At 56.9% G+C, this 22,023-nt stretch carries 20 protein-coding genes; 11 read left to right on the forward strand and 9 right to left on the reverse strand.

Translation table 11 applies throughout. The annotated features are described in order from the left end of the window. Positions 1 to 276: 276 nt before the first annotated feature. On the reverse strand, positions 277 to 1,872 hold the full coding sequence (locus AC2FFF_RS16310; RefSeq protein ID WP_281973587.1) for a GMC family oxidoreductase: 1,596 nt from the start codon (positions 1,870 to 1,872) through the stop codon (positions 277 to 279). Between the two features lie 109 nt (positions 1,873 to 1,981). Between AC2FFF_RS16310 and AC2FFF_RS16315 the strand changes: the two genes are divergently transcribed. The 4 genes from AC2FFF_RS16315 (at position 1,982) to AC2FFF_RS16330 (ending at position 6,100) form a co-directional block, all read left to right on the forward strand. Beyond that, a complete protein-coding gene (locus AC2FFF_RS16315; RefSeq protein ID WP_281973588.1) occupies positions 1,982 to 3,220 on the forward strand; it encodes a TRAP transporter substrate-binding protein in 1,239 nt (412 codons plus the stop codon). A gap of 65 nt (positions 3,221 to 3,285) precedes the next feature. Next, on the forward strand, positions 3,286 to 3,951 hold the full coding sequence (locus tag AC2FFF_RS16320; RefSeq protein WP_281973589.1) for a TRAP transporter small permease: 666 nt from the start codon (positions 3,286 to 3,288) through the stop codon (positions 3,949 to 3,951). Beyond that, on the forward strand, positions 3,951 to 5,309 hold the full coding sequence (locus AC2FFF_RS16325; RefSeq protein ID WP_142638247.1) for a TRAP transporter large permease: 1,359 nt from the start codon (positions 3,951 to 3,953) through the stop codon (positions 5,307 to 5,309). Before AC2FFF_RS16320 ends, AC2FFF_RS16325 begins: the two co-directional genes overlap by 1 nt. A gap of 11 nt (positions 5,310 to 5,320) precedes the next feature. Next, positions 5,321 to 6,100, forward strand: a complete 780-nt coding sequence (locus tag AC2FFF_RS16330) for an IclR family transcriptional regulator (protein ID WP_142638245.1) — start codon at positions 5,321 to 5,323, stop codon at positions 6,098 to 6,100. A gap of 299 nt (positions 6,101 to 6,399) precedes the next feature. Here AC2FFF_RS16330 and AC2FFF_RS16335 read toward each other — a convergent pair whose 3' ends face one another. The 5 genes from AC2FFF_RS16335 to AC2FFF_RS16355 all read right to left on the reverse strand — a co-directional run bounded on the left by AC2FFF_RS16335 (position 6,400) and on the right by AC2FFF_RS16355 (position 11,077). Then, positions 6,400 to 7,227: an alpha/beta hydrolase gene (locus AC2FFF_RS16335; protein WP_142638243.1), complete on the reverse strand. Its 828-nt coding sequence runs from the start codon at positions 7,225 to 7,227 to the stop codon at positions 6,400 to 6,402. 3 nt (positions 7,228 to 7,230) lie between these two features. Continuing rightward, complete coding sequence (locus AC2FFF_RS16340; RefSeq protein ID WP_281973590.1) at positions 7,231 to 8,112, reverse strand: tryptophan 2,3-dioxygenase; 882 nt, start codon at positions 8,110 to 8,112, stop codon at positions 7,231 to 7,233. A gap of 63 nt (positions 8,113 to 8,175) precedes the next feature. After that, positions 8,176 to 9,204, reverse strand: a complete 1,029-nt coding sequence (gene tdh, locus AC2FFF_RS16345; RefSeq protein WP_281973599.1) for an L-threonine 3-dehydrogenase — start codon at positions 9,202 to 9,204, stop codon at positions 8,176 to 8,178. 14 nt (positions 9,205 to 9,218) lie between these two features. Then, entirely contained in the window at positions 9,219 to 10,403 is a 1,185-nt protein-coding gene (locus AC2FFF_RS16350; RefSeq protein WP_281973591.1) for a glycine C-acetyltransferase, read from the reverse strand. A gap of 110 nt (positions 10,404 to 10,513) precedes the next feature. Further along, positions 10,514 to 11,077 (reverse strand): helix-turn-helix domain-containing protein, encoded by a 564-nt coding sequence (locus tag AC2FFF_RS16355; RefSeq protein WP_142638238.1) that lies wholly within the window; start codon positions 11,075 to 11,077, stop codon positions 10,514 to 10,516. A gap of 118 nt (positions 11,078 to 11,195) precedes the next feature. Here AC2FFF_RS16355 and AC2FFF_RS16360 point away from each other — a divergent pair, with 118 nt between their 5' ends. Further along, on the forward strand, positions 11,196 to 12,371 hold the full coding sequence (locus AC2FFF_RS16360; RefSeq protein ID WP_281973592.1) for an acetyl-CoA C-acyltransferase family protein: 1,176 nt from the start codon (positions 11,196 to 11,198) through the stop codon (positions 12,369 to 12,371). 98 nt (positions 12,372 to 12,469) lie between these two features. Here AC2FFF_RS16360 and ubiB read toward each other — a convergent pair whose 3' ends face one another. Further along, on the reverse strand, positions 12,470 to 13,999 hold the full coding sequence (ubiB, locus tag AC2FFF_RS16365; RefSeq protein WP_281973593.1) for a 2-polyprenylphenol 6-hydroxylase: 1,530 nt from the start codon (positions 13,997 to 13,999) through the stop codon (positions 12,470 to 12,472). Then, on the reverse strand, positions 13,999 to 14,751 hold the full coding sequence (gene ubiE / locus AC2FFF_RS16370; protein ID WP_142638232.1) for a bifunctional demethylmenaquinone methyltransferase/2-methoxy-6-polyprenyl-1,4-benzoquinol methylase UbiE: 753 nt from the start codon (positions 14,749 to 14,751) through the stop codon (positions 13,999 to 14,001). Before ubiE ends, ubiB begins: the two co-directional genes overlap by 1 nt. 86 nt (positions 14,752 to 14,837) lie before the next feature. Here ubiE and mutM point away from each other — a divergent pair, with 86 nt between their 5' ends. The 6 genes from mutM to recF all read left to right on the forward strand — a co-directional run bounded on the left by mutM (position 14,838) and on the right by recF (position 21,442). Next, on the forward strand, positions 14,838 to 15,689 hold the full coding sequence (gene mutM, locus AC2FFF_RS16375) for a bifunctional DNA-formamidopyrimidine glycosylase/DNA-(apurinic or apyrimidinic site) lyase (RefSeq protein WP_281973594.1): 852 nt from the start codon (positions 14,838 to 14,840) through the stop codon (positions 15,687 to 15,689). Between the two features lie 65 nt (positions 15,690 to 15,754). Then, positions 15,755 to 16,531, forward strand: coding sequence for an acryloyl-CoA hydratase (gene acuK, locus AC2FFF_RS16380; RefSeq protein WP_142638228.1), 777 nt, complete (start codon positions 15,755 to 15,757; stop codon positions 16,529 to 16,531). A 228-nt stretch (positions 16,532 to 16,759) separates the two neighbouring features. Further along, the gene (gene rpsT / locus AC2FFF_RS16385) at positions 16,760 to 17,023 is read left to right on the forward strand and encodes a 30S ribosomal protein S20 (RefSeq protein WP_281973595.1); all 264 of its coding nucleotides are present in this window, start codon (positions 16,760 to 16,762) and stop codon (positions 17,021 to 17,023) included. A 549-nt stretch (positions 17,024 to 17,572) separates the two neighbouring features. Further along, the gene (gene dnaA, locus AC2FFF_RS16390; protein ID WP_281973596.1) at positions 17,573 to 18,958 is read left to right on the forward strand and encodes a chromosomal replication initiator protein DnaA; all 1,386 of its coding nucleotides are present in this window, start codon (positions 17,573 to 17,575) and stop codon (positions 18,956 to 18,958) included. A 228-nt stretch (positions 18,959 to 19,186) separates the two neighbouring features. After that, the gene (gene dnaN, locus AC2FFF_RS16395; RefSeq protein WP_271950744.1) at positions 19,187 to 20,308 is read left to right on the forward strand and encodes a DNA polymerase III subunit beta; all 1,122 of its coding nucleotides are present in this window, start codon (positions 19,187 to 19,189) and stop codon (positions 20,306 to 20,308) included. A gap of 39 nt (positions 20,309 to 20,347) precedes the next feature. Beyond that, complete coding sequence (recF, locus tag AC2FFF_RS16400; protein ID WP_281973597.1) at positions 20,348 to 21,442, forward strand: DNA replication/repair protein RecF; 1,095 nt, start codon at positions 20,348 to 20,350, stop codon at positions 21,440 to 21,442. Here recF and AC2FFF_RS16405 read toward each other — a convergent pair. Next, positions 21,439 to 22,005 (reverse strand): carboxymuconolactone decarboxylase family protein, encoded by a 567-nt coding sequence (locus tag AC2FFF_RS16405; protein ID WP_142638218.1) that lies wholly within the window; start codon positions 22,003 to 22,005, stop codon positions 21,439 to 21,441. The genes recF and AC2FFF_RS16405 overlap by 4 nt on opposite strands. Positions 22,006 to 22,023: the final 18 nt, after the last annotated feature.

Raw genomic sequence — 22,023 nt, forward strand, 5'->3', positions numbered from 1 at the left:
TTGAACTATTGGAAAAGCAAGTAGTGTCCGCGACCGCTTATGCATGTTTCGTGAGATTGGTTTGACGTCAAAATCTGAGCTGGATGCAGCACAGATCGTTGACCAAGAGTCGCCCTCCCAGATCACGGTCAGTCATGAGACAAGAGTTGGCAAAGTGCGAGTTGCGATCAGACATAATCAACAGAACAGCTTGAGCTTGCGCGACTGGCACACCGATCCATCGGTTGCGAGTGTTTTGGGCATTCTGCATCGCACACAGGCAAGATGGAGGGCATGTCAGGCATCCGCGATTATCAAATCGCTCGCCTTTTCCCCGATCATGATTGCCGGTGCGTTGGTGTTGCCACTGACGATCTCGGGCATGATCGAACAATCGGCCACGCGCAGATTTTCTAGTCCGTGAACCCTTAGTTTAGGATCGACAACAGATGCCTCAGAGCTTCCCATCGCACAGGTGCCGGTTGGGTGGTAGATTGAGGTCGAATTCGACCTGGCCCAATCCAGCGTAGCGTCATAGTCGTTGCAATTCAGATCTTCTGTTGGTCGAAACTCTTCCGAAATCTTCGAGGCCAAAGGGTTTTTCTTGGCAATTCGCCGCGCGATATTCACGCCATCGACTATGGTCCTGCAATCTGTTTCTGTGGACAAGTAGTTCGGTATGATCTTGACGTGTTTGGACGGATCGGGGCCGTTCAGGCGCAACTCCCCCCTGCTTTCCGGGCGCAGCTGGCAGACCGACATTGTAAAGGCCGAGAACGGGTGTACGCCCTCGCCCGGGCTGTCAGCGGACCAGGGTTGGACATGAAACTGTATATCGGGTGTCTCTACATCCGGGCGCGTTTTCATAAAGCCGGTGGCAAGGCTGGCCGCCATTGTCATAGGCCCGGCACGGAACAGTGCATATTTCAGAGCGATGCGCGCCTGATTGAAGAGGCTGCGGACTTCATCATTCAGTGTTGGTTCATTGCACTTGAACACCAGGCGCGCCTGTAAATGATCCTGCAAGCCCTTACCAACGCCAGACAGGGCGTGAAGCGGTTCGATTCCGTTTTCTTTGAGGTGGTCCGGGTCTCCAATCCCCGACAACATCAGGATCTGGGGTGAATTGATCGCGCCGCCAGACAGGATAATCTCGCGTCGAACCTTCAGAGTTCGCTCGACCCCCGACCTGTCCCGGTAAACCAGCCCGGTCGCCTTTTTCCCGTCCAAAACCAAGCGTGTCACAAATGCGTTGGTGATGATGTTCAGATTCTGACGACTTCGAATGGGTTTGAGGTAAGCCACAGCCGCGCTGCAGCGACGGCCGTTGCGGGTGGTCAACTGGAAATACCCCACGCCCTCTTGTTCAGCACCGTTGTAGTCGGGATTGAATGGGTAGCCTGCAACCTGTGCTGCGGCAACCCAGGCGTCGCAGATGGGGCGTTGAATGCGCATGTTCGAAACAGACAAAGGCCCGCCAATGCCGTGAAACTCATCTTCACCGCGTTCTTGATCTTCGCAACGTTTAAACAGGGGCAAGACATCGTCCCACCCCCATCCCTCATTGCCCATTTGCCGCCAGCGATCGTAGTCTTCTTTCTGGCCGCGGACATAAAGCAGCCCGTTCAGCGAGGATGAGCCGCCCAGCACCTTGCCTCGTGGCCAGTCTATGGATCGTCCATTAAGCCCCGGATCGGGTTCAGTGCGATAGCACCAGTCAACCGACGGGTTGTGCATTGTTTTGAAATATCCGACCGGAATGTGAATCCACGGGTTGGTGTCGCGACCGCCAGCCTCCAGCAATGCGACGGTCGTATTGGGATCAGCACTCAAACGGTTGGCAATGACACAGCCCGAAGATCCTGCTCCGACTACCGCATAATCGACTTCCATAACTGTCTCCTCCCGACGCGACTGAAAAAAACTCTATGCAAGATGCGAGAAATATACTAGCCTTTTTTGATACAAAACGTCTCATTAATTGCGATCAGGGAGGTAGGCAATGGAGATCGGTAAGAAACTAAGCGGCATTTCCCGGCGAGATTTTTTTCGTGTGGCCGGGCGGTATGGCATGAGTTCGACACTGCTGGCGGCAGGTGGGTTCGGTGGCGCGATGAGCCTGGCGAATCTGGCGCAGGCAGCCGAATCAACCTATGAAAAGCGCTTCTCGAAAGAGCCAAAGCACACGCTTAAATTCGGCGCATCGGGCTTTAACACCCGCAATCTGCTGATCGAACGCGCCGGCGCGATCGAGTTTGCACGCGATCTGGAAGAGCGCACGGACGGTGAAATTCGGATCGAGTTCATTGGCGACAACCAGATCTGCGGGCAGCTGAGCTGTGTTGAAAAAACTCAGCAGGGCATTGTTGATATTTACGCGGCCTCAACCCAGAACTCGGCTGGAGGCGCGCCGTATCTCAACGTGCTGGACTATGCTTACATGTTCCCCAGCCGGGCAGCGCAGTATCACTTCTTCTACAGCCCGGCGAGCCAGCGCATTCTGCGTGATCCGCTGGAGAAACGGCACGGCCTGAAGTTCCTGTTTACCCACTGTGAATTGCGCGGCCTGCAAATGGGTTCGACCTTTGCCGACAAGCCGACCGTCACCAAACTGGAAGAGCTGTTCGGCACAAAGAACCGTGTGACGGGTACACAGCTGGGACGCATTGCGATGCAGCTGTTGAACCTGAATCCGGTACCGGTTGCATGGGAAGAAACTCTGGATGCGTTGAAGACTGGTCTAATCGACGGGGCTGAAACGTGGGCATCGGCCGTCGCATATGCCAATATGGCTCCAGTGGTGTCGCAGTCAGTTAACCTGAAATTCTTCTGCGGCACTGAACATACCTCAATGTCGGCCAAAGTGTTCGACAGTCTGGGCGGGGAGCTGCAGGATGCTGTGATGGAGTCTTCCTACTTTACGCAGGCTTTGATTCAAGGTGCCAATGAAGCGGCTTTGCTGAACACTGTCGGTTTCTCGGAACCGCAGCTGCCTGATACTATCTTCGCCGAAAATGGAGTACGTCCGGCATTCCTGCCAGATGATCAGATCAAACTGGCCGAAGAGATGTGCGCCCCGAACTACAACCCCGAACCTTGGGCGCAGTGGCGTGAGCGTTTGAACAAATGGGCCGGTGGCATCGATACCTATCAGGAAATCTACGACATCGCGCGAGAGATTCCGGCAGACACCCTGCCGGAAAACGTAGAACCGCGCCGTTGGTGGAAAGGCAAAGCCTGATACAAAAGACGAACCGGTCCCAAGCGGGCCGGTTCTAATACACACCGACTGGGAGGACGGGGTACATGTCGTTTTGGGCAGACACAGGCGCGATCTTCAGTGCCTTTCTCAGCCAGGATTCGTTCGAGATTCAATCGGCGCTGGAATCGGACGCCGCATGGGTGATGGGCGCGGTTATTTCAGCCATGGGCGGATTCGTGATCATGCTGATCTATCGGACAGTGCCGTTTATCGAGCGCCATCTGGAGCGGTCGGTGATGGTATATTCTTACCTCGCCATTGCGTTGATCATTTTCTGGGGCGTGATCGACCGATTCGTGTTCAACGATCAAGAACCGTGGTCCACCACTATCCCTCCCTTGTTGTTTATGGTGATGGCGTGGTTCGGGGCCACGTACAATGTTCGCCTGCGGACGCATCTGAGTTTCAATGAGTTCCGCACCGCAATGCCCCGAGGCGGGCAGTTGGCCTGTTTGATCCTTGATGCGGTGTTGTGGTTCATCTTTGCCGTGATCGTCATCGTGACGACCACGCGACTGGTTGCGTTATCGGCGTCAAATTTTCAGATCGTTCTCGGCACGGACAATATCATGCAGTGGTGGTTTTTGCTGGCCGCGCCTCTTTCGTTCTTTTTGATGATCGGGCGTGTGTTTCAGAACCTCGCCGACGATCTGCAAAACTGGAAAACAGGTGAGCCGCTGATCAAGCAGGCCGTGATCGGAGCAGACTGATGACAGACGGAACTTTGGTTACACTGATCTCACTTGGGGTTACCTTTCTGTTCATGCTGGGCGTGCCGGTGTTTTTGGTCATCGGCTATTGGGTGATCGGCTGCTCATTCGTCCTTGGCTTGACGCTGGACAATATGGGGGCCGAACTGTTGAACGTGTTCAACAAAGGCTTTGCCCTGCTCGCGATGCCGCTCTTTATCCTGACCGGAGACCTGATCAACAAGTCTGGTATTGCCCGAAGGCTCAGCGATTTCGCCTATGCCTGTCTGGGCTGGATACGTGGTGGGTTGGCGATGGCATCGCTTGGTGCCTGCGGGTTATTCGCGGCGATTTCGGGATCAAACTCGGCGACGACAGCCACAATTGGTTCGATGCTGCACCCCGAGATGGTCAAAGGTGGCTATGACGAACGGTTCAGCGCGGCGACCGCTGCGGCAGGGGGTACTGTAGGGATCATTATCCCGCCTTCCATTATCTTCATCGTCTATGGCTTCTTGATGAACCTTCCTATTTCCGAGTTGTTCGTGGCGGGCATTCTTCCGGGCGCGCTCATGGTCTTTGGTATGCAATTCGCGTGCTGGATCATTTGCCGCATGAACGGGTGGGGCCATCTGATCCCTTTGCAGCTCAACCGGATACTGAAAACGGCATTTGGCGCCTGGCTTGGATTTTTCGCCATTGGGCTGGTGCTGTGGGGCATCTACACAGGCAAGTTTTCCCCGACAGAAGCCGCGGGCGTGACGGTTGGCTTCTGTGTGATCGCTGGTTTGGTCAGCTATCCGATCAACCGGATTATGGGGGCCAGAAACGACATATCGCCAACCGAGAAGAGTTACGCCGAAATGTTTGTGGTCGAAGGCTTTACGATCCCCGAGATCCCCTCGATCGTCATCCGCTCGGCCCAGATCACTGGCATCCTCGCACCGCTGATCGCGATATCAGTGGTGATGCAACAGATCTTGTCATTGCTCGGCGCGCAGCAGACAATCGGGGACTTCGTGACTTCAATGGGTGGATACTATGCGGTTCTGTTCACATCGATGGTGATCGTTTTCTTTTCTGGAATGGTTTTGGAAAGCCTACCTGTAACCATAATTCTCGCCCCAATTCTTGCGCCAATCGCGGCCTCGGTTGGGATTGATCCAATCCATTTCTCGGTGATCTTCCTTGTGGGGGCGTCCATTGGATTCATCACACCACCTTATGGGCTGAACCTCTATGTGGCTTCAGGAGTAACAGGAGTACCCTATTTCCGGTTGCTTCGGTATACGGTACCCTATCTGGTGGCGCTTCTTTCGGTTTGGATTTTAGTGTCGCTTGTGCCCGATCTGGCCTTGATACTGCTTCCAAATAGCTAGACTGTTGCAGGATGGCCGAGACGGAAACACAAGAAAAAGAAACTCAAATACCAACCAACCTCCGCCTCCTGCTGATCCTCGAGGAGGTGGCGCGGCGTGGCGTTTCCGTAAAACCTTCGGATCTGATTGAGGCATTAGGTCTGGCCAAGCCAACAATTCACCGTCTGCTGCAAACCGCAGAAGCCGAAGGGTTTCTGCAGCGGGATCTCGATGGCAGATCATATGGCCCGGGACACCGGTTGCGACTGCTATCGGTCAACACCATGTCGTCCGAGCATTTGCGCACTGCGCGACTGGCGATCTTGCGCAGTGTGGCTGAAACTGTTGGCGAGACATGTAATCTCGCCATTCCAGACCGCGAGGGCATGATCTATCTCGACCGGGTGGAAACGAAGTGGCCCCTGCGAATTCAACTGCCGGTCGGGACACAGGTGCCCTTCCATTGCACGGCCAGCGGCAAGATGTACCTGTCCACACTACGGCAAAGAAAGCTGGATGGGTTTCTTTCGGCAGGACATCTACAACCACAAACCGAACGCTCGCTGACCGATCCCAAGGCATTGCGATCGGAGATCCGACGTATCTCTGAGAATAGTTATTCCACCGATGACGAGGAATTCATGACCGGAATGACTGCCCTAGCCGTACCCGTTCAGGATGGACAAGGCCGATTGGTAGGCACGCTTTCGGTTCACGCGCCGACACAACGTCATGACGTCAACAGTCTGATGTCGTTTCTGGGCATACTTCAGAAGGGAGCAAAGCAGCTTTCGGCTCTTTTGAGCCAGTGACTAATGCTTCAGATGACAGTCAAAGCGTGATTTTTTTCACCAACTGCGAATTCGATCATCGATCGGTTTGGAGAATTCTGCACCAGAATGGATGAGAGCGCGATAAAAGTTCCGTGTACTCCGTTCGTTCAACTTTGCAGAGTCGACATTAGCGCACCGCTGCCATTCCTAGCTAGCGCAGCATCTGTCACTCTAGGCTCAAACCGGACACTTGCGGTACCGCCACAAATGCAGGGATATGGCGACTGGCTCAGTGCATGACGCAAAGGTCAGAATATTCTTTCGCCCAACGCCTATGACTACCGAGGAGCCGGCAGGAACGTGCTTGCGTGCATGATGATGTCGAAATGCTGCATCCCTTTCTGCAGATCAAAACTGACAGAATGCCCGCCTTTACGCAGCAATTCCGCATAGTCCCGGCTTTGACGAATGAATTCGGGTGTGTCGCGCTCGGCGACGGTTACATGGTAACGCGGACCGGGGGCGGGCAGGTGCAGAATGGGTGAGAGATCGTGTATTTCGACCGGGGTCAGTTGCAGCGGGTCATTCACCGGCGTCAGGCTGATCGGTTCAAGATCATAGACGCCGCTAATCAGAATCACCTCTCGTACCCGCAAGCCGGCGCGGGCTAGCGCATCGGCTGAAGTCGCCATCATCATGGCCGCCAGATGTGCCCCGGCGCTGTGCCCCGACAAGGTGATCTGCGCCGGATCGAACCCAAGGGCCGTCGCCTGTGATCCCAGCCAAAGCAGGGCATCGCGGCACTCTTTGATCATCTGATCCAGTCGGGCCTCAGGTGCGAGCGTATAGTTCAGCGTTGCAAAGGCTTGCCCGTTTTCCACCAGTGTAGGGGCCATCATCGCCGACTCACGCTGACTGAGCGCCTGCCAGTAACCTCCGTGAATAAAGACATGCAGCGGAGCGTTGGCCGTCGACGCAGGAAAGAAGTCGAGCACCTGTTCAGATGTTTCGCCGAAGGGCAGGTTTTCCCGGCATTCCATCCGGGCGCGGTTCTGCGCACTCAGCGCGGCGTAGCTTTCAAGATAGGGTGTCAGATCGCCGCCAACCATCGAACTGGGAGAATACTCCTGCTCCAGCTCTGTCTGAGTGAAACCACGATACAGCATCGCCTACTCCTGCCCGCTATACATCAATTCGGTGCGCACATCGTAGAGATCGTGAAAGAATCGCAAGTCCAGCGCTTTGCGCAGGAACGACACACCGCTAGACCCGCCTGTACCTGGCTGGTTGCCAATAACTCGCTCGACCGCGGTGACATGGTCAAACCGCCAGCGCTGGAACAGGGATTCAACGTCCATCAGCTTTTCGGCCAGCGCATAGAGGTCCCAATACTGATCGGTATTGTGAAACACCTGAGCCCAGATTTTCACCACGCGCGGGTCGCCGGAATAAGGTTGTGCAAAGTCACGGTTCAGCAGGTCATCAGGCACGTCAAACCCTTGCCGGGCCAGCATGTGCAGCACTTCGTCGTAAAGCGAAGGCTTGGTCAGTGCGGCATCCAATAATTCCATGACTTCGGGATCATGCTGGTGAACCTTCAGGTTCGAGGCATCCTTGTTGCCCAGAATGAATTCAATCTGACGATAGCCATAGCTTTGAAATCCCGAGGAGCTGCCAAGTGCTTGCCGAAAGGTCATGTAATCGGCGGGGGTCATGGTCAGAAGCGTTTCCCACGCGGAAATCAACTGCCGCTGGATTGCTTTGACCCGGTCGAGATTCTTCATTGCCGGGCCAAATTCGTCCTCTTGCAGAAAGCGGCGCACTTCGACCAGCTGGTGATGCATCAGCTTCAGCCACAGCTCGCTGACCTGATGGATGATGATGAACAGCATCTCATCTGGTTGCGCGGGATCCTGAAACGTCTTTTGCAGATTCAGTAGGGTTTTGAGCTGCAGGAAGTCGCCATAGCTCTTGCGGTGGGTTTCGGCGAAATCCGTGACCAGAGTGTCCTCGATCCCGCGTTCAAGATACCGGTTGTCCTTGTCGCTCATCTGCGCCTCCAAACACCTGAGTTCCCTCCTGTTTAGGGGGTGAAGCCGTTTAACGCCAGAGGGTTAGGTCCAATCCAGAACAACCTTGCCGGATCGACCTGATTTCATCTCGCCAAAGCCCTTGGCAAATTCATCAACCTTGAAACGGTGCGTGATCACTCGGCTGACATCCAAACCGTTCTGTAACATGGCAATCATCTTATACCAGGTCTCGAACATCTCGCGCCCATAGACACCTTTGATGGTGATGGCCTTGAATACGATGCGGGACCAGTCCACGGGGGATTTTCCAGGTGGGATGCCCAGCAGAGCGATCTTGCCGCCCATCACCAGTGCCTCGACCATCTGGTCCAGTGCAATTTGTGAACCTGACATCTCTAGCCCGACGTCAAAACCCTGCTGCATGCCCAGTTCGACGATCACGTCCTGCAAATCTTCCTTGGTCACATCGACAGGGCGCAATGTTGGCACAACATGCGCAGCCAGCGTCAAGCGGTCCGGATTGATATCGGTGATCACCACATGCCGCGCGCCTGCATGGCGGGCCACGGCGGCGGCCATGATGCCGATGGGGCCTGCACCGGTGATCAGCACATCCTCACCCAGCAGATCAAAGCTGAGTGCAGTGTGCACAGCATTCCCCAACGGGTCGAGAATGGCTCCGATTTCGTCGGGAATGTCATCGGGCAGGGGCACCACGTTGAAGGCAGGCAGTTTCAGGTATTGCGCAAAGGCACCCTGTTCATTGACGCCGATTCCGCGCGTGCCGGGATCCAGATGGAACTTGCCAGCGCGGCTTTGGCGGCTGTCGGTTGTGATCAGGTGCCCCTCGCCGGAGCAGCGCTGGCCGATCTCAAGCCCGGTCACGTTGCGCCCGATCTCAACGATTTCACCGGCAAATTCATGGCCGGTGATCATCGGGGTGGGCACCGTGGCGGCGGCCCAGTCGTCCCAGTTCCAGATGTGGATATCGGTGCCGCAGATGCCGGTCTTGTTGATGCGGATCAGCACTTCATCAGGGTCGATTTCGGGGACCGGGGCCTGCACCATCCACAAGCCCTCCTCGGGCTTGGATTTTTCCAGCGCTTTCATCGTATTGGGTCGCATCAGATGATCCCCAGCTCTTTGCCGACCTTGCTAAAGGCGGCCAGCGCACGGTCCAGCTCATCCTTTGTCAGCGCCGCATTCATCTGCGTTCTGATCCGTGCCTTACCGCGCGGGACGACGGGGAAGAAAAAGCCCGAAACATAAACGCCTTCGTCAAACAGCTTTGCGGCCACGTCCTGTGCCAGTTGTGCTTCGCCCAGCATAACCGGGATGATCGGGTGTTCGCCGGGTAGAAGGTCAAAACCCAACTTTTCCAACCCCGCGCGCCAATATTTGGCGTTGCTGAACAGTTGCGCGCGCAGCATGTCGCCCTCTTCGACCAGACGGATGGCTTCGATCCCGGCAGCAACGATTGAAGGCGGCAGCGAATTTGAGAACAGATAGGGCCGCGCCCGCTGCCGCAGCAGGTCGATCACCGGCTGCGGCCCGGCGATATAACCGCCGATTGCCCCCCCAAGTGCCTTGCCCAAGGTTCCCGTCAGAATATCCACAGCGACACCGAAATGATCCGGTGTACCGGCCCCGTTCGGACCCATGAATCCGGTGGCATGGCAGTCATCGACCATGACAATGGCGTCATATTTGTCCGCCAGTTCGCGGATTTTCGGCAAGTTAGCCAGATAGCCATCCATCGAAAACACACCGTCTGTCGCGATCATGATGTGACGCGCGCCGTCCTCGCGTGCCTGCTTCAGCCAGGCCTCCAGATCGTTCATGTCGTTGTTCAGATAACGATAACGTTTGGCCTTGCACAACCGTACCCCGTCGATGATTGAGGCATGGTTCAGACCGTCCGAGATTATGGCATCTTCAGGCCCTAACAAAGGCTCAAACAGCCCTCCATTGGCATCAAAACAGGCTGCAAACAGGATCGCATCGTCCTTATTCAGGAATTGTGCCAGCTTCTGTTCCAGCTCACGGTGAATGTCCTGTGTGCCACAAATAAACCGGACCGAGGCCATGCCGAACCCTTTGGGTTCCATCGCGTCTTTGGCGGCGGCGATCAGTGCCGGATGATCGGCCAGACCCAGATAATTGTTGGCGCACAGATTGATGACCTGCCTGTCGCCCACAGTAATCTCGCCGCCCTGGGGCGAGGTGATCATTCGTTCACGCTTGTACAGACCCTCCGCTTCGATCTGCACGAGGGTGTCGGTGACATGGGACAGGAATGCATCTGACATGGCGATCTCCGTTCAACTGAGTCGCATGTCTAACATAACGGATGAAATTCCCAAATAGGGGAATTACAGTATGAAGGAAAAATTTCCGTAAAGGCGGAAATGCGCCGGTGTCAGGCGTTTTTGACGATCAGGAACACCCTTGCTGGCTTCTTGGCAGTAATTGAGTGCAGAACGTCGGCCGCGTATCGCGCGGTGTCGCCCTGGTTCAGTTCGCTGACGGCACTGCCCGAGGTGACGCGCACCGCACCTTCAAGTACCGTCAACTGTTCATGCGCGCCGCGGGCGTGTGGTTGGCTGTTCAGCGCGCCATCACTGTCAAAGCGGATATCGTAGACCTCGTGGCCACCGGCCTCTTCGGGCGGGGAGAGGATGCGGATGCGGCAATTCTGGCCCATATTGTCGATGCTGGGCACTTCGTCGCTGCGCAGGGTTTCGATCTGATTGGCGTTATTGGCCTCTTCCAGCAGGCCAGCGAAGTCCACCTGCAGGGCGCGGGTCAGGTTCCACAGGGTCGAGATCGTCGGGCTGCTTTCACCGCGTTCGATCTGGCTGACCATGGATCGGGACACGCCGCTGAGATTGGCCACAGCTTCCAGCGACAGGCCTTTGGCGCGGCGGGCCTCTTTCAGGCGGGCGGGCAGGCGCGTCAGGATATCGTCTGAATTTTCCGTCATGACGGAATCTCATGCGCGTTTGGTGGCCTCATGTCAATTCCGCTTGTGACGGTACGTCCTATGGGACAGTTCCAATGGCTGGATGCATAGTGCCCGCAAATCCACGAGGAGAAGAGACATGAAAGATATCGTCATTCTTGATGGTGCGCGCACCGCGATTGGCACATTTGGTGGCGCCTTGGCTTCAACTGCGCCGATTGATCTGGCGACCGTTGTGACTGAAGCGGCGATGGAGCGATCTGGAGTTGCGCCCGAGCAAATCGGCAATGTGGTGTTTGGTCATGTCATTAATACCGAACCACGCGACATGTACCTGTCGCGCGCCGCGGCCAAGCAGGCCGGTATCCCCGTTGAAACGCCCGCGATGAACGTAAACCGTCTGTGCGGGTCCGGTGCGCAGGCGATTGTGTCGGCGGTACAGTCCCTGATGCTGGGCGACGCCGAATTCGCTGTAGCTGGTGGCGCCGAAAGCATGTCGCGGAGTCCGTATATCGTGCCACAGGCGCGCTGGGGAGCGAAGATGGGCGATGTCACCTCGATGGATATGATGCTGGGCGCGTTGAACTGCCCGTTTGGCACTGGCCATATGGGCATTACGGCGGAAAACGTTGCTGATGAGCACCAGATCACCCGTGAGCAGATGGATGAATTCGCGATGGCCAGCCAAACCCGTGCGGCGGCTGCGCTGGAGGCGGGGTATTTCCAAAGCCAGATCACGCCGGTTCAGGTCAAGGTCAAGCGCGACATGGTCGATTTCATGGTCGACGAGCATCCCAAACAGACATCCGCCGAGGCGCTGGCCGGGCTGCGTCCTGCCTTCCGCAAGGATGGCCGGGTGACGGCAGGCAACGCGTCGGGCATCAACGATGGTGCGGCGGCGATGGTACTGGCCACGGCGGAGGCGGCCGAGAAGGCCGGCTTGAAACCCAAGGCACGCATTCTGGGCTATGGCCACGCAGGCGTACGCCCCGAGGTGATGGGCATTGGTCCGGTTCCTGCGGTGCAAAACCTGATGGCGCGGACGGGCCTGACGCTGGGTGATTTCGATGTGATCGAAAGCAACGAAGCCTTTGCCGCGCAAGCGTTGGCCGTGAACAAAGAGCTGGGCTTGGATGCCGCCAAGGTAAACCCGAATGGCGGGGCGATTGCGCTGGGCCATCCGGTGGGTGCAACCGGTGCGATTATAACGCTGAAAGCCCTGTATGAGCTGGAGCGCACGGGCGGGTCCAAGGGTTTGGTCACCATGTGCATCGGTGGCGGTCAGGGCATTGCCATTGCCTTTGAGCTGCTCTGAAACCGAACCAAGCAGGGGGGCTGTCTGGCCCCCATAGCACCTGTGGCGCAATTCCCCCCGAAGGTATTTTTGGCCAGATGAAGCGGGCGGGATTGGGTTTAGCTGAAGCTTGTCAGCAATAGGACGAGGGCCGCGCCGGTAGCGGCACCAATGGTGGCGGGCAAGGCAACGGACCATAGGCGCGACGGTGTCGGCTCATCTTTTTGGGTTTGGGAAATCAATGCGTTTTCCACCAGTGCTGGAAGCCGCGGACCAAACCGGGCCAGAACCATTGCCGTTTTGCCAAGATCGCGAAGTGCGGCGCGGGGGCCGATGGATTGTTTGATGTAGTCTTCGACCACGGGCCGGGCGACTTCCCAGATGTTCATTTGCGGGTCGAGTGAACGCGCGACGCCTTCGACCACGACCATTGTACGCTGAAGCAGGATCAGCTCGGTACGGGTTTCCATGCCGAAGCGTTCAGTGACTTCGAACAGATAGCTGAGCAACCGTCCCATTGAGATATGGGTGGCGTTCATACCAAAGATCGGCTCTCCAACCGCGCGCAGGGCACGGGCGAATTCATCGACATCCTGGTTGGCGGGGACATATCCGGCCTCGAAATGCACCTCGGCCACGCGTTTGTAATCGCGGCGGATAAAGCCAAAGAGAATCTCGGCATAGACCCGGCGGGTGTATTCGTCGATATGGCCCATGATGCCATAGTCATAGGCAATGATATCGCTATTTGCCGCGACCTTCAGGTTACCCTGGTGCATGTCAGCGTGGAAATAGCCGTCGCGCAGAGCATGCAGCAGGAACAGGCGCAGCACGCGTTCGGCCAGATCGCGGCGGTCATGACCGGCTGCATCCAGTGCGCCATTGTCGCCCAGCGGGATGCCATCTGCCCAGCTGAGTGTCATTACCCGACGCGCCGACAGGGACCAGACCACGGGGGGCAACCAGAAACCGGCATCGTCCTTGGTGTTAGCGGCATATTCCGAGGCAGCCGAGCTTTCCAGACGCAAGTCCAGCTCGCCACGCACGACGCCGTCGAAATGTTCGATCACTTCCATCGGGCGCAGGCGGCGCGCGCCGGGGGCGAAGAGTTGCACGATTCGGGCAGCGAAATAGAACGCATCAACATCCTTGCGGAAGGCACGTTCGATCCCCGGCCGCAAAACCTTGACGGCGACATCCTCGCCTGTGCTGACCAACTTGGCCTTATGGACCTGGGCGATTGAGGCGGCCGCAATCGGTTCGCTGAACTCATCGAATATCTCGACGACGGGTTGACCAAGCTCTTTCTCGACCTCGGCCATGGCCTCGGCCTTGGAGAACGGGGGCAGTTTGTCCTGCAGCACGCGTAGCTGTTCTGCCAGTTCGTCTCCAACCACGTCGGGCCGCGTGGACAGAACCTGACCGAACTTGATATAGGCAGGTCCCAGGGCGGTGAGGGCACGGGTGGCTGGGGGCATCGACGGATCGCCTTTGTAACCCAGCCATTGAAAGGGTTTGCCCAGGGTGTGGGCCAGAACGCGCAGGGCGCGTGGTGCTTCGAACGCGTCCAGAACGACATTCATGGCACCTGTCCGTTCCAGCGTCGCGCCGGTCCGGATCAAGCGGATGATATTGTGAGGGCCGCGCATCAGATTTTCCAGCCGGAATGCAGCGCGGCAATGCCCATGGTCAGGTTACGGTATTTCGCGTTGTCGAACCCGGCGGTGCGGACCATGTTCAGGAAAGTATCCTGATCCGGGAAATTACGGATCGATTCGACCAGATACTGATAGCTGTCATAATCATTGGCGATCAGCTTCCCCATGCGCGGGATGACATTGAAACTGTAGAGGTCATAGAGTTTCTGCAGCCCGTCATTGGGCAACTGGCTGAACTCCAAAACCATCAAGCGGCCGCCGGGTTTCAATACGCGGTAGGCCTCGTTCAATGCCTCTTGCGGACGGGTCACGTTTCGGATGCCGAAGGAGATCGTGTAGACGTCAAAGGTGTTATCCTCGAACGGCAGGGCCATCGCATCGCCTACCACCCAATTCAGACTGTCCGACATCTGATCCGCCTCGGCCCGCTGTCGGCCTTCGATCAGCATCGGCTCGGTCAGGTCCAGAACGGTGGCATGGCCACGGCCTGCGCGTTTCAGGAACCGGAACGAGATATCGCCGGTACCGCCCGCCACATCCAGCAGGCGCTGACCGGGGCGTGGGGCCAGCCAGTCCATCATTGCGTCTTTCCAGATCCGGTGAATGCCCATCGACATGACATCGTTCATCACATCGTATTTTGAGGCGACCGAGTTGAACACGCCCTGCACGCGCCCGGCCTTGTCGGCCTCGCGCACGGTTTCGAACCCGAAATGAGTGGTCTTGTCGCTGTTGTCGGACATTTGCCTTGCCGTTTGTCGAATTTCGCCTCTGTTATAGGGCGATAAGAACCGGGCACAATGCGGCCCTTTGGAATAGGAGCCAGGAAATGCCCGAATTGCCCGAGGTCGAGACAGTAAGACGCGGCCTGTCCCCGGCGATGGAAGGTATCGTGATCGAACAGGCGGATGTAAATCGCCCCGATTTGCGCTGGCCGTTTCCTGACCGGATGGCCGAACGGTTGACCGGCCAGCGGGTCGATCGGTTGCGGCGGCGGTCCAAGTACATTCTAGCTGATCTTAGCAGTGGCGAAACGTTACTGATTCATCTGGGCATGTCCGGGCGGATAACGGTCTCGGGTGATCCACTGGGCCAATTTGCGCATACCCATCCCATGCCCGAGAAACATGACCATGTGGTGTTTCACATGGCCAATGGTGCTCGGATCACCTTCAATGACCCACGTCGGTTTGGTGCGATGGACCTGCTACCTACGGCAACCGCCGAGCATCATAAGCTGTTATCGGTCCTGGGACCGGAGCCTTTGGGCAATGATTTTCATGAACAGCATCTGATCGAAGCGTTCAAAGGCAAGAACACACCGGTCAAATCAGCGCTGTTGGATCAGGGAATCGTTGCAGGACTGGGCAATATCTACGTCTGCGAAGCGTTGTATCGGGGTCGAGTGTCGCCACGTCGCAAAGCGGGACAGATTTCTTCTACCCGCGTTGCCGCGTTGGTTCCGATCATCCGTCAAGTGCTGCAGGAGGCGATCGAGGCAGGTGGATCGTCACTGCGGGATTTCCGGCAAGCCGATGGAGAACTTGGATATTTTCAGCACAGCTTTGATGTCTACGGGCGCGAGGGTGCGCCCTGCAGGACAGGGGGTTGCGGGGCAGAAATCAAGAGAATCACCCAGTCCGGTCGCTCATCCTTCTATTGTGTGCAATGCCAAAGATAGCTTGATCCAAGTTTTTCGCGTGGTAAGGAATCGTACCTGAACGGAACAACCGGAAGCTCTAACTCATGGCTTTTGAGACGATCATCGTCGAAATCGAAGACCACGTCGCCCTCATCAAACTCAACCGCCCCGATGCGATGAATGCGCTGAACACTCAGTTGCTGGGTGAATTGTGCACCGCGTTGGAAGAGGCGGATGGAAACGACAAGGTACGCTGCGTCGTCATCACAGGCTCGGACAAGGCCTTTGCCGCAGGTGCGGACATCAAGGAAATGTCCGAGATGAGCTTTGTTGACGTCTTCACTGTCAACCTGTTTGCCGAGGCCAACGATCGTATCTCGGCCATCCGCAAACCTATCATTGCAGCAGTTGCGGGTTATGCGCTGGGCGGTGGCTGTGAATTGGCGATGCTGTGCGATTTCATCATTGCCGCCGATACTGCCAAGTTTGGCCAGCCTGAAATCAATCTGGGCGTTATTGCAGGGCTGGGCGGCAGCCAACGTCTGACCCGGTTCGTTGGCAAGTCAAAATCGATGGACATGAATCTGACCGGTCGCTTCATGGACGCGGAAGAGGCTGAACGTTCTGGTCTTGTCAGCCGGATTGTACCGGCCAAGAAGTTGATCGAAGAAGCCATTGGCGTGGCCCAGAAAATTGCCGAGAAATCGCAACTGTCGACCATGGCGGCAAAAGAGGCGGTCAACCGCAGCTATGAAGTGCCGTTGAGCGAAGGTATGTTGTTCGAGCGCCGGGTGTTCCATTCGATGTTCGCCACCGAGGACCAGAAAGAAGGCATGGCAGCCTTTCTGGAAAAACGCTCGGCTCAGTTCCGGGACAAGTAAACCGGCCACGAAATATGTATCGAACAGGCGGGCTGAGCCCGCCTTTTTCTTGCCCGCGGCTCAGCAGTGAAGAATCGGCTTGGCAAAGCCTCAAAACTTGTCTATGCACCGCCGCTATACATGCGCGTGCGGCCCGCTTGGCCCGACTCACACTCGTGATTTCTGATCCGGTGCGGATATCCGCGGCGCGCATTCTACATAACCGTACCGAACAAAGGTCAGAGACACATGGCAAATTCGCCCCAGGCAAAAAAACGCGCTCGTCAGAACGAAAAGCGTTTCGCCGTAAACAAAGCACGCCGTTCGCGCATCCGCACCTATCTGCGCAAAGTAGAAGAAGCAATCGCATCCGGTGACAAGGACGCAGCAACTGCTGCTCTGCGCGCAGCTCAGCCCGAACTGATGCGCGGCGTCACAAAGGGCGTCTTCCACAAGAACACAGCCTCCCGCAAAATGTCCCGTCTGTCGGCCCGCGTTAAATCGCTGGGCTGAGTCTTTATGTGACCTAGGGTCACGTAAGCATGGCTGAACTATTCCGAAGGGCGTCGCATATCGCGGCGCCCTTTTGCTGTTGCCAGAATACCGCGTCTTCACGTTGCCGAGAGATTCTTTCGCACAAAGACCCGAGTCAATATCAGAGTTTCGTTGCCGCAGACGTCGGCCTCTTGTTACCACTGATACAGCGATTCACTCGCTTGGGGGGACAGGCTGTTCCTACGATTGTACTGACGGGCATCAGAGCGGTCGAGGAACGAATGTTGGCATCCGGATAAACCGGTTTGCTGATCTGCTGAGGGTCTTGGGGTAACCGAGGATCCGAGCCCTGTCTAAAGATAAGATTGCGAAGCGCAGGCCGCTTTTCGGGATATTCAGGTGCTGGATGTCACGAGTTTGGATTGTGCTGACTTTCAGGGACAAACCCGCCAAACTTCTGCGGTTTGGCGCAGGGTATCCTTTTGCGAGTGACATCGTGATCCGGGCGACCGGGGCTTAGTAATAAGGCCGACAGGCCAATAAAGAATGGGATGCGTGAGGCGCTTAATGACACAAGAGAAATGGGGACTACTGCGTAACAAACTGCTCAAGGCGATCGGAAAGAACAACTATACCACCTGGATCGAGCCTCTTGAATTCCAAGAGCTGCAGGACGGTGTAGCGGTGTTCTCGGTTCCGACGAACTTTATGGGCAATTATGTGAGCCAGAATTTTGCGGATCTTATCCTGTATGAGATGAACACCGCTGGAGAATCTGTACAGCGCCTCGCGTTCCGAGTGGCAGCGAACTCTCCGGTACGTCCTTCGAACGACGTGGCAACTGCGCCTGCCCGCCTTCAGGAAGCGCAAACGCAGACTTTATCCGCGACCGCGAATGATGCGTTGGAATCCCTGCAGGCGGCGCCGTTGGATTCTCGTTTCACGTTTGACAGCTTTGTGGTCGGCAAGCCCAACGAGCTGGCCCATGCCGCCGCGCGTCGTGTGTCCGAAGGTGGCCCCGTGACTTTTAACCCGCTGGTTCTGTATGGCGGTGTCGGCTTGGGTAAAACCCACCTGATGCATGCCATCGCCTGGGAACTAAAGACTAAACATCCCGAATTGAATGTTCTGTACCTGTCGGCGGAACAATTCATGTACCGCTTTGTGCAGGCGCTGCGGGAACGCCGGATGATGGACTTCAAACACCTGTTCCGTTCGGTCGATGTGTTGATGGTTGATGACGTCCAGTTTATCGCTGGAAAGGATTCGACTCAGGAAGAGTTCTTTCACACCTTCAACGCGCTGGTAGACCAGAACAAACAGATCATCATCTCGGCCGACCGCGCCCCGGGCGAGATCAAGGACCTGGAGGACCGTGTGAAATCACGCCTGCAATGTGGTCTGGTCGTCGATCTGCATCCCACCGATTACGAACTGCGTCTGGGCATCCTGCAAACCAAGGTTCAGCAATACAGCCGCACCTATCCTGACGTGACTATCGTAGATGGGGTGCTGGAATTCTTGGCCCATCGCATCTCGACCAATGTGCGTGTTTTGGAAGGGGCCTTGACCCGGCTGTTTGCCTTTGCCTCGCTTGTCGGGCGAGAGATCGACATGGAGCTGACGCAGGATTGCCTGGCGGACGTGCTGCGCGCGTCAGAACGCAAGATTACCGTCGAAGAGATTCAGCGCAAAGTGTCAGAATATTACAATATCCGCCTTAGCGACATTATAGGCCCCAAGCGTTTGCGCTCCTATGCGCGCCCGCGTCAGGTGGCGATGTATCTGTGCAAACAGCTGACCAGCCGCTCTTTGCCCGAGATTGGCCGTCGGTTTGGCGGACGCGATCACACCACGGTCATGCATGGCGTCAAACGCATCGAAGAACTGAAGACAACCGATGGCCAAATCGCCGAAGACGTGGAAATGCTGCGTCGCGCGCTGGAAGCCTGAGTATCTTCTAGGCATTAAACAGGCGCCCCGGATCTTGATGGCCGGGGCGTTTTTTTTGTGCGCAATAGTCCACGGTTGGCTATGAACTGTGACCGCAGGGTCACGCGCCTCTTGACCCTGCGGGCAAACCGACTCAGAAATCCATAAAAAATCCTTGTGCCTCGGGGCGGAGGCGCTAACGTGCCAGTCCCGCCCATTTTCGGCACGCAAGTCAGAGGAATTAAGGGTATGAAGATCAGCATCGAACGCGGCACCCTTCTCAAGGCCGTTTCCCAGGCCCAATCCGTCGTCGAACGACGCAACACGATCCCTATACTTGCTAATGTTCTGATCGAGGCCGAAGGCGATCAGGCCATGTTCCGCGCCACCGATCTGGATATCGAAGTGGTCGACAAGGCCCCTGCGCAGGTGGAAAAGGCCGGCGCCACCACGGTTGCCGCCACAACCCTGCACGAGATCGTGCGCAAGCTGCCCGATGGCGCGCTGGTCACCCTGACCGCCGACAGTGCGGCAGGTCGCCTGACGGTTGAAGCCGGGCGATCGAACTTCTCTCTGGCGACTCTGCCGAAAGAAGATTTCCCGGTTATGGCCTCATCGGAATACCAGTCGAACTTTACGGCTTCGGCAGCATTGCTGCGCCGTTTGTTCGACAAATCGAAATTCGCCATCTCAACCGAAGAGACGCGGTACTATCTGAATGGCGTCTATATGCATGTTTCAGATGGCTCCGAAGGCGGCAAGGTGCTGCGCTGTGTGGCCACCGATGGTCACCGTCTGGCGCGCATTGACGCAGACCTTCCGGATGGGGCTGCGGATATGCCCGGCGTGATCGTGCCACGCAAAACCGTGGGTGAGATGCGCAAGCTGTTGGATGATGACGAGATGGATATCGCCGTTTCCGTCAGCGAAACCAAGGTGCGTTTCGCAACGCCGGATATCACGCTGACCTCGAAGGTGATCGACGGCACATTCCCCGACTACACACGGGTCATCCCGCAGGGCAACACGCGGCAACTGGAAGTGGATGCGGCTGAGTTTGCGCAGGCCGTCGACCGGGTTGCGACGGTCTCGTCTGAACGTTCGCGCGCGGTCAAGCTGCAGCTGGATACGGATAAACTGGTTCTTTCGGTCAATGCCCCGGACAGCGGTGCCGCCGAAGAAGAGCTGGCCGTCGCTTATTCAGATGAACGGCTCGAGATCGGTTTCAACGCAAAATACCTGCTGGAGATTGCCTCTCAGGTGGATCGCGAAAACGCGGTGTTCCTGTTCAACTCCGCTGGTGATCCGACCCTGATGCGCGAAGGCAATGACCTGAGCGCGGTCTATGTGGTCATGCCGATGCGTGTCTGATCGGCTTTGGGGGCTGATCGCTGAGGAAAGAGAGGGGTCATGACCTTGGCCCTGACCGAACTGACGGTCTCGCATTTTCGCTCTCACAAACTGGCGCGCCTGTCGCTGGATGGCCGCCCGGTTGCCATTCACGGACCCAACGGCGCGGGTAAGACCAATATCCTTGAAGCTGTTTCGATGTTTTCACCCGGCCGTGGCATGCGGCGGGCCAGTGCTGCCGAGATGACGCGTCGCCCCGAGGCGCTGGGCTGGAAGCTATCCGGTCTGCTGCAAGCACAGGGACAGCATTACGAGATCGAGACATGGTCCGAAGGCGGCACGGCGCGGCAGGTTCGGATTGATGGCAAATCCGCCAGTCAGATTGATCTGGGTAAACTGGCGCGGGTTGTCTGGTTGATTCCTTCGATGGATCGGCTGTGGATCGAGGGGGCTGAGGGGCGGCGGCGATTTCTCGATCGCATCGCGCTCAGCTTTGATCCTGCCCACGCCGAAGCCTCACTGATTTATGAAAAATCCATGCGCGAACGCAACCGGCTACTGAAAGAACAGGTGCGCGATGCCCATTGGTACGCGGCGCTTGAGGGGCAGATGGCCGAAACCGGGCATCGCATCCATGTGGCGCGCATGGCCGCTCTGGATCATCTGCGCACAGCACAGGATCAGGCCGAAACGGGTTTTCCATCGGCTGATCTTGAGCTGGTTCAAACCGAAGGTGCCATGCCGGAAACGGCGGATGATCTGCGAGAGGGGCTGAATGAAAGCCGCTTTCGCGATCTGGCGGCGGGGCGCACACTGGTCGGGCCACACCGGTCTGACCTGTACGGCGTCTTTGCCGCCAAGGGCGTTCCGGCCAAGGATTGCTCGACCGGTGAGCAAAAGGCGCTGCTGGTCTCGCTGATCCTGTCCAACGCGCGCGCTTTGGCCGGGATGATCGGGGCACCGCCGATTGTGTTGCTGGATGAGGTTGCCGCCCATCTGGATGCCGGGCGCCGCGCCGCGCTTTATGAAGAGATTAGCGCGTTGGGGGCTCAGGCCTGGATGACGGGCACCGGGCCTGAACTGTTTGCAGAATTGGGGGACCGCGCCCAGACCTTGGTTGTCACCGAAGGTGATGAGGGCTCGATCGTCGATTAGGCCGGTTCGCTGACCTTACGTTCCCACAAGAAGCCGCGCATTACTTCGTCGACTGGGGTCTGTGCCATGTGGTTGACGTAATTCGACATGGTTTTCTGCGCCAGGCCCAGCACCACGTCCAACACGGCGCGGTGCGAATAACCAGCGTCAAAGAAGGCTTGCAGCTGCGCCTCGGTGGGATTGCCACGGGTCTGCATCATCTGCAGCGTAAATGTCCGCAGCGCCTCGAGCTTGGCATTGGGCAGCGCGGTTTCGTTGCGCAGCGCTTCGGTGATGTCATCCGACACCTTCATCATCTTGGCGATGCCGGTATGGGCGGGCACGCAATAGTGGCACTCGTTCTCGACATTGATGGTCTGCCAGACGACGGTTTTTTCGTCATTGTCGAAATCGGTCTGCATGAAGAGGCCATGTAGAACCTGGTAGCCTTCCAGATGCTGTGGGCTTTCGGCCATCACCTTATGCAGGCCGGGCAAGCGGCCAAACGCGGCCTGAGATTTTTCCAACAGAGGTTTGGACCCTTCGGGGGCGGTGGTCAGGTCGTGGGATGGGAAATCGGCCATGTGGATGCTCCATTTTTT

It is taken from the genome of Ruegeria sp. YTSA226 (assembly GCF_059609905.1).